The sequence below is a fragment of the Chitinimonas violaceus genome (assembly GCF_052601015.1).
Map to the genome: position 1 here is coordinate 1 of NZ_JBQXDJ010000052.1, position 14,370 is coordinate 14,370.

Sequence of the window (14,370 nt, forward strand, 5' to 3'; positions counted from 1 at the left end):
TCTAGCATCGCCGACAGGCCGGTTGCTGTCGCCGCGCCAAACGTGCTGAGCAAATAGTCGGTGTACAAATCGAGTTCTTTGTTCTTCATGGCGACAGGTTATCGTATGCACTGCGTAACATCAGTTACTTACTGGACAACCAAAGTTGGCTCAACGGTACATTATCGCGCGCCCCCGCATTCAATGCCGCTAAGCGGGCTTCATAAGCAGCTCTGGTTGACTCTGGCACACCGTGCACCGGCGTTGGTGAATTTGCCGACTGCGAGGCGTTACCTGTGGCTTGCTTGATGAAGTCCTGGCTGGAGAGGTGGCGCAAATTAGTAACATCCTCAATAAATGCACCAGCTTCAGCATTACCAATGTTCGGATATCTGTCGGCAATCCCCGCACGCAACATTGTCCGGTTATCAGTTGTGAAGTTGTTTTCCCGATTGGCTACGTAAGCAGGCATCAACCCCGACAAAGCCGCTGCTGAGGCTTTTACTGTGCCTAACTGTGGCGACACGATGACCGATGCGACTTCCGTCACAGTCTGGTTTTCCACCTCTGCCGCAACACCTGGGCCACCCTTCCGTTGCAGGAAATAGTCACGGGCTGCCAGATAGTCCTGCACCTGATTCTGCAATACCTGCTTTGTCGACTTCTGCGCCTCATCCACATGCCAAGTTTGCATGTGCGCCTGAATCTGCTCAGTAGTTGTTTCGGGTTGTAACAACATCTGCGACAGGATTGCGGCCTTCTCACCTGACATCTTGTCGAGCTGATTCAAAATGCGATCCATCGCATCGTTCACATAAGTGTGCTGGACATTCACGGCAAGCTGGGCAACCGAAGCACCGACAACGATCAAACCACCGCTACTATTGGCACCGCTGCTTTGCAGACCCAGCACCGTCTTAAAAGGCTGGTCACTGTAAATCTGGTCATAGTCGTAAATGGGTTCCAATTGGTTCAGCAACCCACCCAGCATGGCGCCTGCGCTGCCTGGCTTATGGATATCCTGCCCCAAGGCATATACATAGTAGTCAGCCTCCAGCCTCTCCTGTATGTCTTTACCCGGAGCGGTATAGCTGAGTTGCAGGCCAGCCCCTTCTTGTGATGGCTGAATGTCCAGATTATTGACGCTATACAAAGCGTTCTTCGCAACACTGGGCGCATGTTTGAGTTGGTTGCCATCCAACAGAACGGGGCTAGTACTACGCGTAAACCAGATCACCGTGGCTCCCTGATCGCCAGCCCGCTCAACTGCATCAATACCTGCATTTGGGCCATGTACCACTACCGTCTTACCGTTGAACTGTGTAGGGGACGCATCGCTCGCCCGCATGAACTCATCCAGGTCCATCACCTTGCCACGTAATGCTTCCTGGTTATGCAGTCTGATGTTGTCCAAGCGCTTTTCTGCATTGGTCTGCGGTTCATTTCCCTTCCAGATACTGGTATGCGGACCAGCACCTGCGCCCAATACAACCTGCTTGCTATCCAGCACATGGCCATTGTCCAGACTGATGCGGAAGCATCCGTCATCCAACTGTTTGATATCGGCCACCAGGGCTTCCACACGCTCCGCACCTAATGCAACGGCTCGGTCCAGCTGTTGCTGATTACTGGCTGCAAAAGTACCCCTGTCCGCATAACCAGGGTCATAGGCTGGGGCGTATTGTCCCCACTGCCCAATGATTTCAGTCTGGTGATTGATGTCCCCCTTACCGCGGACATTCCCCGTCCACGGGTCTTCTTTGCCAATAATGCTGACTTTGCCCTGAAATGGCGTGGCTGCAACATCACCGGCAAGTTGATCCCGCGACTCAAACCGACTGTTCAGCTCATTGAGCAGATAAGCCACGCTACTACCCACACCAATGAAGGTCACTTCGCGAAGTCGATGCTGGTCCAACGTTCTGACGGAGTCACCAACAGCTTGGCTGGCGATGCTTTGTGTCTGAGCCGTAGTACCGGCAGCCGTTACCGATGACTGAAGATGATGCAATTGATGTCCGATAAGCATGTTTGGTAATCCTCTCTGCATTTGTCTCGTTGGGTACTGCCAGGCCAGTATCTCGAGCCAGGAAGGATTGATCCAATTTATTGTCACGAACAATATGATTGGAAATTGCTATTCATATAGCAGCAGTTTTCACAGCGCATATGTCCATACGTTCATCGAGCATCAACACTCTTCTTACAAGTATTCGCCTTCCATGCCGCATGCAGCAGACGAGGCGAGGTTTGATTGCATGGACCAGAACCGGGGAGCTTACAAATGTCGACCAACCATAAGCAGTCGTCATCAGAAGTGGCTGAATTGGCAGCCAAAGTGCTGAAGCGTAAAACGGCTTCGGCCGTAGCAAAGCAACTGGCAGGGTCTGTGTTGGCCCAATCTTCTAGCAAGAAACAAACGGGAGAGGTAATGGAAGCGGTAGCCTCCTCAGTGCTTAGAAGTAGCAGATACAGCGTGGAAACAAAAAAGCTGGCAGCAAGCGTGTTGTCGCAATCCAGCAAAGGACGTAAAGCCTGAAAGTAGATTCTTGCAAAAAGAATCTCCCCACAGAATCGATGCTTACGGACAAAAATCCTCACCCATCAGAACTATTAGATAGTGACGGATAACTAATACTTTACGTAGCCATGTTTTTTCACAGGTGCTGCGGTACGTATGTCATTCGATTCTGAAAGGATTCATCGTATGCAAAACTCTATTTTGATTTCTTTACTGGTGCTTGGTACTTCAGTAAGCGCATTCGCAACGACGAATGAGCACTGTCCCCAAATCACTTCGATCATTAACCCGCAAGGCATTGTCTATAAGGCACCGGCTAATGATGGTGGTGAGTGGCTGGGAATTGCAGCTGCAGGCATGCAAGGGCATGTCAAACGGTTCAATTCCGCCATCTTCTACCCGGAACGCGATGCCGATACCTCTCGCGGCACCCTTGCCAAATGCTCGTATGAACTGGAACGAGGTATCGTTGACCTACGTTATACCTCTAGAACAAATCAAGAATTGAAAGTGGCGTTACAAGACATAAGCGCTTGGCAAAGAAAAGAAGGGCCTTTCGGGGTTATCTATTTCGAATGCATCAACGAAGCGGCTCAGTCCTGCAAATTTGTTGTGCCGTAGTTATTGATCCATCATCACTTCGTGTGTGCTTGAATACCGGGTTGATAGAAATAACGGGCCGGTATGGTGCGAAACCGATCGGACAGATTGGGATTGTCGAGTTCGATGATGGTACGACGGGTAAGGTCTGCCTGGGACACCGACTTGAACAGGTCATCGCTTTCGAGCAGTGACTGGAAGCTGCCGTCGGCAAAGGCCTTCGTTATGCCGTCGCTGCTTATCGATACTTTAGGACATCCTCGATAGAAGTTACCAGAGATAGGGGGCCGGCAGGCCTGTGAACTTGGGGGAGAACCCCCAGTCGTGGAGACGCGTTTTTTGTGTCCGGTCTCGAATGACGTTGGCCCATAACTTTACATAATAATGATTATGGGAATTAAGGAGTGGCAAGCAATATGGGCTAAACCTGTTGCAAGATAATGAAATTTGATGGCGGCCGGCTTGGTGGTTCAATCAGCCTCTTTCAAAGTCGTAAGCCCGTTGCCGGTGTCGATAGCGCCGGTGTATTTGGGGTGAAGGATCATCAGCGCAACCGTGGGTTGGAGCTGTCGGTGTACGGTGAAGCCACGCCGCGACTCAAGGTGCTGGGCGGTTTGAGCTTGCTCAAGAGCGATGTTGCCAGCAAGGACGCCATCGGCGCGCCACATAGCCAAGCCAATCTGGGTCTGGAGTGGTCGTTGGCACAGTTGCAAGGGTTATCACTGGATGCGCGGGTGATCCACACCAGTTCGCAGTTTGCGGATGCCGCCAACAACCAGAAGGTACCGTCTTGGTCCCGCCTGGATCTGGGTGCCCGTTACGCTGTGCCCATGGGAAATGACACCTTAACCATGCGGGCGCGTGTCAATAACGTGACCAACCGCAACTACTGGGCGTCAGCGGGTGGCTATCCGGGGGCGGGTTATCTCACGGTGGGTGCGCCCCGTACCTTTGTCGTGTCAGCTGCTTTGGATTTCTGATTACTTGCCCACAGATTCCAAAACCGGTTTGACTCATGCTTAGTGCCCGCTCGCTCAGGACATGGTCCTGGCTACATAAATGGACCAGCCTGATTTGCACAGTTTTCATGCTGTTGCTGTGCCTTACCGGTCTGCCGCTGATATTCCACCATGAAATCGGCCATCTGCTGGGCACTGAAGTGGAGCCTGTGAATCTGCCTACCAACACGCTACGTGTCAGCCTGGACAAGGTGATGGAAGTCGCCAAGGCACGGTATCCAGGTAAGGGCGGTATGTTTGTGTCGCAAGCAGAGGACGACGATCGCCTTATCAATGTGAATGTACGCGGCGTCTTTACCGCGTCCAAAGCAGCAGTGAATGTGATGGGAAGTGGTGGGCGTATTGTGAATATCGGGAGCATCAATGCGGAACGTGCTGGTGTACCCAGCGCGACGGGCTACGCGATGACGAAAAGCGCTATCCTTGGTTTAACGCGTGGCATGGCGAGAGACCTTGGCAAGCAAGGCATTACCGTTAACGTGATCCAGCCAGGACCTATCGGAACAGATATAAACCCACCGGACGGCCCCTGGGCAGAAGAAACCATAAAAATGCTTGCTGTGCCGCGCTACGGCCTGACGGAAGAAATCGCAGCGGGCGTCGCCTACTTGGTCTCGCCTGAAGCTGCCTTTGTCACTGGCACCACGTTAACCATTGATGGCGGCTTCTTGAGCTGAAAGTACTGATTTCACTGCAGCAGCGGCCATGGCTGGGTTTTCGAATGGAAACAGATGCCCTCCCTCGACCTCTTGCAAACGGATACCGAAATATCGCTGCATATTCCGCAAGTCGGCCTTACGCACATAGGTTGATCTGCTACCGCCGATAAATGTCGTCGGTACTTTCAATCTGCCCCGGTAGCGCGGGAAGTCATGCGGCAGCCCGCAATAGATGCCATATTCGACCTCTGGGTCGAATTTGAGCATCACACCATGCGCGCTCGACTTGGTACCTGCCTCAACATAGTCACGCAGGCAATCCGGGTCGAAACCGGCAAACATACCCCGGCCCAGAAAGTGTTGGTACGCAGCCTCTGCGCTGGGCCACTCTCGGCGGCGCGTACGCGTACCCCGACCTGGCGTCACCCGGTCGATACACCCCAGGCGCTTACTCAACCACAGCATGCTGGATATCCGACGGCTGAATATGGGTGAGTCAAGCAATACCAGGCTGCGAAACAAATCCGGTCTGCGCAGCGCGCACATGAACGAGATGAAACCACCCAGCGAGTGACCCAAGGCAATCACCGGTTGGTTGTAACGCGATTCAATAAAAGCAATCGACTCCTCAACAAGCTTTGGCCAACAGTCGCTGACTGGATACGCAGGATTGTGTCCCAGCATTTCCAGAAACCCCACGTCGTAGTCATCTTCAAAATGGCGCAGAAACTTCCGGTAGCTGCTGGCCGGGAAGCTGTTCGCATGGGAAAAATGCAAGGCAGGCTTGCTAGGTTGAATAGGCGTCATGTTTTTATATTATTTGATCAACCGCTTGCTTGCCAACCAAGATGGGTATGCAATATAGAAGCCCTGATCGTGACTGCATTAGTAAGATCATGAACACGTTCAAACGTCTGATAGTCCTTCTTATAGCCGGGAAGCCAACTATGATACGAGCCAAGGGATAGAACGGAAGCAAACCGTTGAAAAACCAGGGCAGCCACGCTACCGGAAGCGCTTTGCCACCCACCTCGCCGGGCTGCCTTCGGCCGGGTGTGATCTATACGCTAATCGCGTTGATCTGGCTCGCATGTGCCATTCCCCTAATCTCTATATCTGGCTGGCAATCCATGGTCGCCATGGGCATCAGCCTTGCGCTTGCACTTGCAATTGGTACGCTGATCCTGCGGCGGATAAGGCGGATACAGCGCCAGCAGGCCCAGTCTCTCCAGAACACCGCAACAGTCAAAGGCCTATACGAGGCAATTTGCGGCGCCGCCAGCCACCCTACCCCGCCTACCGACATCTCGCCCATCTACAAACAGACCTGCAACGCGCTGACCCTGACGCCCGGCATCAACCTGGCGGGGGTCGTTCTCGTCGAACCGGATAGCCGATCACTCCATACTGCTCTCCTCCTGGGGCCGAAGCCAGACAGCGACCAGACACCGCTGACTAACCATTTGCTAACGATTACACACGCTATCCTCTTCGCACATGACCAGGAGGTCTGTAACGACCTTAGTAAGAAAACTAACTCGCCAGCACATCAGTCCCTGTTCACCAATACCGGCGTCAATGCCCTAGCCATATTGCCCCTGCACCACGGGGAGACCAATGTGGGTGCACTCGTAGTCGGCAGCCATCAGGCACAGTTTTTCTCTTTAGAACGGACCACCTTGGTGCGCAGACTAGCCGATACAGTTGCTGAAAGATTGCACCAACACCAGTATTTGGCACGGCTTCAGTTGATTAATCGCATGGTCGACCGGGTCAAAGACGGCGTAATCATTACAGACAAAGACACACGCATCCTGGTAGTCAATCCACGGTTCAGCGCCATCACCGGTTACAGCGAGGCGGAAGCGATAGGGCAAAAACCGGCGCTCATCACTTCCGGACGGCATGGTCCAGACTTCTACCAGGCCATGTGGCAACGGTTGAACCAACTAGGCCACTGGCGGGGGGAAATCTGGAACCGCCGCAAGAACGGTGAACTGTACCCAGAATGGCTGACTATCTCAGCGGTATACGATGAAGCAGACAAAGTTGAAAACTACCTGGCCGTCTTCAGCGACTTGAGCGAATGGTTGGAAGCTGAACACAAGATCCGCGAACTTGCCTCGGTGGATTTACTGACCGGACTACTGAATGCCGATGCTTTCCGCAAGCGCGTAACCCTGATGTTGCAAGAAGCCCGTGCTCGCAAGGAGCGAGTAGCGATTGCGGTACTCAACCTCAATCGCCTACGGATTATCAACCAAGTCTATGGGCGGGAAATGGGAGACAGGCTGCTCAGCGAAATCGGGCAACGCATCCAGGCATTGGGGCTGAAAGGCGCACTGCTCAGCAGGCTGGGGGGGGACGAATTCGGTGCTGTCGTACCCGGCATGCGCACACGGGAAGATGTGATGAATATCGCGCGTCGCCTCTCATCCTGCTTCAACGCCCTTTTTACCCTCAATGGCGACACGATACTTATTCGACCCAGCGTTGGCGCGGTCTGCTTCCCCGAGCATGGTGAAGACACCCTTACCGTACTGGCACATGCGACAGCCGCCATGCACCGCTGCAAACTCGAAGGTACGGAAACCGTACGCATCTACACGCCTGATCTTTCCCACGAAGCCAGCGCACCGTTCGAGTTGGAACAGGACCTGCGCCGCGCCATCGACAACAGCGAATTATGGCTGGCCTACCAACCCCAGATAGATATGCATACCGGTGCAGTCATCGGCATGGAGACACTGGTCCGCTGGACTCACCCTACGCTTGGCGGTATCTCACCAGCTAAATTCATCCCGGTCGCCGAAGAATCCGGCCTGATCCTACCCATCGGCGAATGGGTATTGGCGGAAGCCTGCCGCATGGCCGCCGAATGGAACAAAGGACGTGCTCTTCCGCTACGCGTGGCGGTGAATGTCTCAGCAGTACAATTCCAGCGCCAGAACTGGCCCCGACTGGTTGAAAGAATATTGCAGCACTGTGAATTGGCCCCGCACTGCCTGGAGCTGGAAGTAACCGAAAGCGTGGTAATGCACAATATAGACGCTGTTGCTCAACGCCTGCGTGTACTCAAACTACTGGGTGTACAGCTCGCGATTGACGACTTCGGTACCGGTTATTCCTCGCTGGCCTACCTGAAGCGCCTGCCTATCGACCGCCTGAAGATCGACCAAAGCTTTGTACGCGGCCTACCTAGCGACAGTGGCGATACTGCCATATGCCGTGCCATCATCGGGCTTGCCAGCAGCCTGGGATATTCCATCATCGCCGAGGGTGTTGAAACAGCCGACCAGGCCGAATGCCTGTCGAACATGGGATGCGTAGAAGCGCAGGGTTGGCGTTATGCGCGCGCCATGCCAGCTCAGGAATTCAAAGAATGGCTGGACAAACATAGCTAGCAGCCACTCTCAGCGCAACCAGATCATGAACCCGTTCCTGGCACACCAGCCGAGCTATAATCGGCGGCTTCTGCTGCTACCCGCTTGTTCGCACTATGCCGCTGCTGCCCTTCCCTGCCATTCCCCCTGCCGGACAACGTACCCGCCTGGCGTTGCCAGTGGGTTCCAGTGATGCCAGCCTGCTTGCTGACCTCAGCGCCAAGGCGCGGCCGCTGCTTATCCTGAGCGCCAATGCGCAAACCGCAGCACGGCTTAAAGACGAGATCGGCTGGTTCGCGCCCAACAAGACTGTCGTGCTGCTGCCCGACTGGGAAACCCTACCCTACGACAGCTTTTCTCCGCACCACGATCTGATTTCGGAACGGTTGGCCACGCTATGGCAGATCCGCCAGAACGAGGCAGATGTCGTCATCGTGCCGGTGCAGACTGCGCTGATGCCGTTGCCGCCCGTGGAATACCTCGCCGCGTATACCTTCCTCTTGCAGTCCAAAACCAAGTTGGATGTGGAGAAACTACGCGCTGACCTTACTTTTGCCGGCTACAACCATGTGACCCAGGTCTATGGGCCCGGTGAGTTCTCGATCCGCGGGGGACTGATCGACCTCTTCCCCATGGGCTCCACTCTGCCCTATCGGCTGGATCTGTTCGATGATGAAATCGAAACCATCCGTACTTTTGATGTCGATACCCAGCGTTCCATCTATCCGGTATCAGAAATCCGCCTGCTGCCTGCACGGGAATTCCCGCTTGATGATGGCGGCCGCGCCAAATTCCGGTCACGCTTCAGGGAAGTGTTCGAAGGCGACCCCAGTAAATCACGTGTCTACAAGGACATCTCCAATGGTCTGATTCCGCCCGGGGTCGAGTATTACCTCCCCCTGTTTTTCGATCAGATCGCGACCTTGTTCGACTACCTGCCTGCCGACACACTGCTTGTTCAGCATGGTGAACTGATGCAGGCATGCGAGCAATTCTGGGCAGATACCAACAGCCGCTACAAGATGATGGTTGGCGACAAAGACCGCCCCTTGTTGCCGCCTAATGAGCTCTTCATCCCAACCGACCGTTTCTTCGCGCTGATGAAGCCTTATCGGCGGTTGGAACTGAGTGCAGACAGTCCAGCCGTTGAAAATGCAGTGGAAACAGCTTGGCGTGAAGCCAGCGCTACATTGCCCGACTTGCGAGTCGACAGGCGCGCAGAAAACCCGATTACCAAGCTGAAAACCTTTATCGACAGCTTCGAAGGCCGGGTGTTGCTGCTGGCCGAATCGCTCGGGCGGCGGGAAACGCTGAGCCAGTATTTCCAGGAATACGGCCTGCAGACCAAGCTGATCGAAGCCTGGGGAGATTTCTTCGGCCGGCATGACAAGGTATTGCTCGGGGTATCGCCGCTGGCCGATGGCTTTATTGCCGGCAAAGTCGCCCTGATTACCGAGTCAGACCTGTACGGCCACACCAGCACGCTCAGCCGGCGCAAGGCACAAAAGCGCAGCAATACCGAAGGCATGCTGCGCGATTTGTCCGAGTTGAAGATCGGCGATCCGGTAGTGCACGAACAGCATGGCATAGGCCGTTACAAGGGCCTGGTCAGCATGGACCTTGGCGAAGGCAGTACCGAAATGCTCCATCTGGAGTATGCAGGTGGCGACACACTGTATGTCCCTGTTTCGCAGCTGCATGTCATCAGCCGCTATGCAGGCGGCGCCGAGGACAGCGCACCACTGCATAAGTTAGGCTCCGGCCAATGGGAGAAAGCCAAACGTCGTGCAGCAGAACAAGTGCGCGATACCGCGGCTGAACTGCTCAACCTGTACGCGCGCCGTGCTGCACGCGAGGGTTACGCCTTCGGCTTCAAGCAACATGATTACGAAGCCTTCGCTGCAGGCTTTGGTTTTGAAGAAACCGCCGACCAGGCAGGCGCTATCGAGGCGGTGATTGCCGACATGACCTCCGGCAAGCCCATGGACCGGTTGATTTGCGGCGATGTGGGCTTTGGCAAGACCGAAGTCGCCCTACGTGCCGCCTTTGTTGCCGTTGCCGACGGGAAGCAGGTTGCAGTGTTAGTGCCCACGACGCTGCTGGCTGAACAGCACTTCCAGAATTTCTCCGACCGGTTTGCCGACCTGCCGATACGGATTGCCGAACTCAGCCGCTTCCGCTCGAAGAAGGAGATCGATGCTGCCGTTGTCGGTATGGAATCGGGTGGTATCGACATCGTCATCGGCACCCATAAGCTGGTGCAGGACGGCATCAAGTTCAGGAACCTCGGGCTCGTCATCATCGACGAGGAACATCGGTTTGGCGTACGACATAAGGAACAGCTCAAGGCGCTGCGCAGCGAGGTCGACGTGCTGACGCTGACCGCCACGCCGATTCCCCGTACCCTGGCCATGTCCTTGGAGGGGCTGCGCGACTTCTCCGTCATTGCCACTGCCCCATCCCGCCGACTGGCCATCAAGACCTTTGTCGCCAACTGGAGCGACGGTGTGATCCGCGAAGCGGTATTGCGTGAGTTGAAACGTGGTGGTCAGGTGTTCTTCCTGCATAACGAGGTGGATACCATCGCCAATATGCAGGAAAAGCTCGCAGGGCTTCTGCCCGAAGCCCGTATCGGTGTGGCCCACGGCCAGATGCGCGAGCGCGACCTTGAACAGGTCATGCGCGACTTCAACCAGCAGCGCTTCAACGTATTGCTCTGCACCACCATCATCGAAACCGGCATCGATATCCCGAACGCCAACACCATCATCATGAACCGGGCCGACAAGTTCGGTCTGGCCCAGCTGCACCAGATGCGCGGCCGGGTTGGTCGCTCGCATCACCAGGCCTATGCCTATCTGCTGGTGCCCGATATCAAGTCGTTGACTGCCTCGGCGCAGAAGCGGCTTGAAGCCATCCAGCAGATGGAAGAGCTGGGTTCCGGCTTCTACCTTGCGATGCACGACCTGGAAATCCGTGGTGCCGGTGAAGTGCTGGGCGACGATCAAAGCGGTGAAATGCAGGAAATCGGCTTCTCGCTGTACTCCGCAATGCTCAACGAAGCGGTCAAGGCGCTAAAGAAGGGTATCGAGCCCGACTTGAATGCGCCGCTTGGTGTTGCGACCGAAATCAACCTGCATAGCCCGGCCCTGCTGCCCGAAGACTACTGCCCCGATGTGCACGAGCGGCTGGTGATCTACAAACGCCTTGCCAACTGTGACAGCAACGATGACCTTGATGATATGCAACAGGAGCTGATCGACCGGTTTGGCTTGCTACCACCACCAGCCAAGATCCTGCTCGACTGCCATCGTCTGCGCCTGCTGGCCAAACCACTCGGCGTACTTAAGCTCGATGCCTCAGAAGTCGCCATTTCCGTGCAGTTTGCCCAGCAAAACACCATCGACCCGATGAAGGTCATGAAGCTGATTCAAACCAAGCGCAACTACAAACTCGCCGGCCCCGACAAGCTACGTGTAGAAAGCGCCCTGCCCGACCCGGCGATTCGTGCGGTGCGGGTGAAGGAGTTGCTCAACGAATTGGTCTAAGAACCTGTTCAAAGTCTGCTGCGCGTCAGTAATACGGCGTTGAAAACGCCCTCGGAATGCTCATTTACCCCATGTAAACTCCGCTTCCTCAGTTGTTTTCGCCTTGTCTTGCTTTAGCTCGCGAGACTTTGAACAGCTTCTAAGACCCTTTTCACGATCTTACTGCGTAGCTGTAATCAAAATTCATGTGCTACTCGAAAGCCTCATCAGCTGTGGTATCAAAATCTCGCGCAAACTCATAAGGCTTTGAATAGGTTCTTACAAGGCAAGGTTGCCACTACGGTTTTCGGCAGTTCCCTATTTATAAAACTGCCTGCAACATCTCCAAGACCGCCCAGGGAACCTGTTCTGAGTCGATTAAATCGCAACAGCAGGTAGTCGACCTACCCCAATCAAAACAAACACTTCGGCGAAAACCACGACGCCAGCATAAATCCGTCGCCCTTGTCTTCTTGTATGCACCCAGGTTTTTAACCACAATCAAATCAAATGGAGGACGTAATGACTGCAGCCGCTGCGCTGTCCCTGCCCATGACCGGCAACCAGACTTTCGACACCACCGAACTCATTGGCACACCCTACGTGCTCTACTTTTACCCCAAGGACAACACGCCAGGCTGTACCGCGCAAGGTAACGACTTCCGTGACCAACACGATGAATTTTCAGCTGCCGGTGTAAAAGTATTCGGCGCGAGCCGGGACAGCATCAAGTCACACGAAAACTTCAAAGCCAAGATGGCCTTCCCATTTGAACTGGTCTCCGACCCGGATGAAATTCTCTGTGAAGCCTACGGTGTAATGAAGATGAAAAATATGTATGGCAAACAGGTACGGGGGATTGAGCGTTCGACCTTCGTCATCAATGCCAAAGGGCAGGTTGCCAAGGAATGGCGCGGGGTGAAGGTCCCTGGCCATGTCAGCGAAGTGCTGAGCTATGTGCAGGACATGAAATAAATGAAGCGCCCGTCCCTCAAGACGGGCGTTTTTGTTTACCGGGCCGTGCAGTACATGGCGGCCTTTTGCAAGCGCTTCATATAGCCGGGTCGTCATCTGATGGCAGCAAGGCAAGTGATGCGCCAAGACGAAGTCGGGCATGGCCCGACCTCTCGGAACCGGTTTACCGCTCAGTCCGCGGTGGCACGCGTCTGGGTAGAGACAGGTTCTCCACTAGCCCGAGGAAGACTATGGCCGCCGATCGTAAAGCCAGAAATACCAAGCTCTTTGTGCTGGACACCAATGTGCTGATGCACGATCCAACCAGTTTGTTCCGCTTCGAAGAACATGATGTCTGCCTCCCCATGGTGACCTTGGAGGAATTGGACAGCCACAAGAAAGGAATGAGCGAAGTCGCACGCAATGCGCGTCAGGCAAGTCGTTTTCTCGATGAAATCGTCAGTGGCATGGAGAACCAGATTGGCGATGGCGTATCACTGAAGGGCCCATCCAAAGGCATGGCTCACGGCTTCCTATTTCTACAGACGCAAGCCACCCGAATTGAACTACCGGCTGATCTGCCGGTGGGGAAGGCAGACAACCAGATCCTGACTGTGGTCATGCAGTTGGCGCAGCAGCAGGTTGAGCGTGATGTGGTATTGGTGTCCAAGGACATCAATATGCGTATCAAGGCCCGTGCACTGGGGCTTGCCGCGGAGGACTATTTCAACGACCAGGTGCTCGAAGACACCGATCTGCTCTACACCGGTGTGCGCGAGATCGACCAGGCATTCTGGGAGAAAAACGGCAAGGACATGAAGAGCTGGCAGGAAGGCGGCCGGGCATTCTACCAACTGCATGGATCGGACTGCGGCAGCCTGCTGCTGAATCAGATGATCTGGCAGGAAGGTGAAAAGCCATTCCTGGCCATGGTGAAGTCGATTGATGGGAAAACGGCGGTCCTGGAGTCCATCAAAGACTACAGCCACCCAAAAAATGCCATCTGGGGCATTACTGCACGCAATCGAGAGCAGAACTTCGCCATCAACCTGTTAATGAACCCCGATATCGATTTTGTCACCTTACTGGGGCAGGCCGGTACCGGCAAAACCCTGCTTACGCTCGCCTCAGCGCTGATGATGACCCTGGAGGAAAAACGCTATTCCGAAATCATCATGACGCGGGTAACAGTGCCGGTGGGTGAGGACATCGGTTTTCTACCCGGGACCGAAGAGGAAAAAATGGCGCCGTGGATGGGCGCACTGGAAGACAACCTCGATGTGCTGAATCAAACCGATAGCGACTCGGGCGAATGGGGCCGGGCTGCCACGCGGGACCTTATCCGTTCACGCATCAAGGTGAAGTCCCTCAACTTTATGCGTGGTCGTACCTTCTTGAACAAGTTCCTCATCATCGACGAGGCGCAAAACCTCACACCAAAGCAGGTAAAGACCTTGATTACCCGGGCAGGTCCCGGCACCAAGGTAGTCTGTCTGGGCAACATTGCACAGATCGACACACCCTACCTCACCGAGGGTTCATCGGGCCTTACCTACGTGGTGGATCGCTTCAAAGGTTGGGGACATTCAGGCCACGTTACCTTGCAACGCGGCGAGCGCTCACGCTTGGCAGACCACGCTGCGGAAGTGCTATAGGACGTCCGCAGTAAATCGAGAGAAGGCTTTCAAACGCCCAGCCTGCGATAAGTTGAGTCCTGAAGACACAAAC

General features: G+C 54.7%; 10 protein-coding genes. 8 read left to right on the forward strand and 2 right to left on the reverse strand.

Features of this window, described 5'->3' with window-relative positions; all coding sequences use genetic code 11:
• Positions 1-124: 124 nt before the first annotated feature.
• Positions 125-2,008, reverse strand: a complete 1,884-nt coding sequence (locus tag ACUHMQ_RS15580) for an NAD(P)/FAD-dependent oxidoreductase (RefSeq protein WP_445296384.1) — start codon at positions 2,006-2,008, stop codon at positions 125-127.
• 255 nt (positions 2,009-2,263) lie between these two features.
• On the opposite strand from ACUHMQ_RS15580, the gene ACUHMQ_RS15585 reads away from it, so the two are divergent.
• The 4 genes from ACUHMQ_RS15585 to ACUHMQ_RS15600 all read left to right on the forward strand — a co-directional run bounded on the left by ACUHMQ_RS15585 (position 2,264) and on the right by ACUHMQ_RS15600 (position 4,796).
• Complete coding sequence (locus ACUHMQ_RS15585; RefSeq protein WP_445296385.1) at positions 2,264-2,518, forward strand: hypothetical protein; 255 nt, start codon at positions 2,264-2,266, stop codon at positions 2,516-2,518.
• Positions 2,519-2,686: 168 nt separating this feature from the next.
• A complete protein-coding gene (locus ACUHMQ_RS15590; RefSeq protein ID WP_445296386.1) occupies positions 2,687-3,121 on the forward strand; it encodes a DUF3757 domain-containing protein in 435 nt (144 codons plus the stop codon).
• Between the two features lie 419 nt (positions 3,122-3,540).
• Positions 3,541-4,080 carry a TonB-dependent receptor domain-containing protein gene (locus ACUHMQ_RS15595; RefSeq protein WP_445296387.1) on the forward strand — a complete coding sequence of 180 codons (540 nt, stop codon included), beginning with the start codon at positions 3,541-3,543 and terminating at the stop codon, positions 4,078-4,080.
• Positions 4,081-4,115: 35 nt separating this feature from the next.
• Positions 4,116-4,796 (forward strand): SDR family oxidoreductase, encoded by a 681-nt coding sequence (locus tag ACUHMQ_RS15600; protein WP_445296388.1) that lies wholly within the window; start codon positions 4,116-4,118, stop codon positions 4,794-4,796.
• Here ACUHMQ_RS15600 and ACUHMQ_RS15605 read toward each other — a convergent pair.
• Positions 4,767-5,585 (reverse strand): alpha/beta fold hydrolase, encoded by an 819-nt coding sequence (locus ACUHMQ_RS15605; RefSeq protein WP_445296389.1) that lies wholly within the window; start codon positions 5,583-5,585, stop codon positions 4,767-4,769. The two genes, ACUHMQ_RS15600 and ACUHMQ_RS15605, sit on opposite strands and share 30 nt — an antisense overlap.
• 176 nt (positions 5,586-5,761) lie before the next feature.
• Between ACUHMQ_RS15605 and ACUHMQ_RS15610 the strand changes: the two genes are divergently transcribed.
• The 4 genes from ACUHMQ_RS15610 to ACUHMQ_RS15625 all read left to right on the forward strand — a co-directional run bounded on the left by ACUHMQ_RS15610 (position 5,762) and on the right by ACUHMQ_RS15625 (position 14,297).
• Positions 5,762-8,182 carry a putative bifunctional diguanylate cyclase/phosphodiesterase gene (locus ACUHMQ_RS15610; RefSeq protein WP_445296390.1) on the forward strand — a complete coding sequence of 807 codons (2,421 nt, stop codon included), beginning with the start codon at positions 5,762-5,764 and terminating at the stop codon, positions 8,180-8,182.
• A 95-nt stretch (positions 8,183-8,277) separates the two neighbouring features.
• The gene (gene mfd / locus ACUHMQ_RS15615) at positions 8,278-11,709 is read left to right on the forward strand and encodes a transcription-repair coupling factor (protein WP_445296391.1); all 3,432 of its coding nucleotides are present in this window, start codon (positions 8,278-8,280) and stop codon (positions 11,707-11,709) included.
• Positions 11,710-12,210: 501 nt separating this feature from the next.
• Positions 12,211-12,663, forward strand: a complete 453-nt coding sequence (locus ACUHMQ_RS15620) for a peroxiredoxin (protein WP_445296392.1) — start codon at positions 12,211-12,213, stop codon at positions 12,661-12,663.
• 230 nt (positions 12,664-12,893) lie between these two features.
• On the forward strand, positions 12,894-14,297 hold the full coding sequence (locus ACUHMQ_RS15625; protein WP_445296393.1) for a PhoH family protein: 1,404 nt from the start codon (positions 12,894-12,896) through the stop codon (positions 14,295-14,297).
• The last annotated feature ends 73 nt before the right edge of the window (positions 14,298-14,370 follow it).

Bases quoted from the DNA above. Each gene is read 5' to 3' on its own strand.
- ACUHMQ_RS15580 (WP_445296384.1), bottom strand. From the start codon at position 2,008: ATGCTTATCGGACATCAATTGCATCATCTTCAGTCATCGGTAACGGCT.
- ACUHMQ_RS15585 (WP_445296385.1), top strand. From the start codon at position 2,264: ATGTCGACCAACCATAAGCAGTCGTCATCAGAAGTGGCTGAATTGGCA.
- ACUHMQ_RS15590 (WP_445296386.1), top strand. From the start codon at position 2,687: ATGCAAAACTCTATTTTGATTTCTTTACTGGTGCTTGGTACTTCAGTA.
- ACUHMQ_RS15595 (WP_445296387.1), top strand. From the start codon at position 3,541: ATGAAATTTGATGGCGGCCGGCTTGGTGGTTCAATCAGCCTCTTTCAA.
- ACUHMQ_RS15600 (WP_445296388.1), top strand. From the start codon at position 4,116: ATGCTTAGTGCCCGCTCGCTCAGGACATGGTCCTGGCTACATAAATGG.
- ACUHMQ_RS15605 (WP_445296389.1), bottom strand. From the start codon at position 5,585: ATGACGCCTATTCAACCTAGCAAGCCTGCCTTGCATTTTTCCCATGCG.
- mfd (WP_445296391.1), top strand. From the start codon at position 8,278: ATGCCGCTGCTGCCCTTCCCTGCCATTCCCCCTGCCGGACAACGTACC.
- ACUHMQ_RS15620 (WP_445296392.1), top strand. From the start codon at position 12,211: ATGACTGCAGCCGCTGCGCTGTCCCTGCCCATGACCGGCAACCAGACT.
- ACUHMQ_RS15625 (WP_445296393.1), top strand. From the start codon at position 12,894: ATGGCCGCCGATCGTAAAGCCAGAAATACCAAGCTCTTTGTGCTGGAC.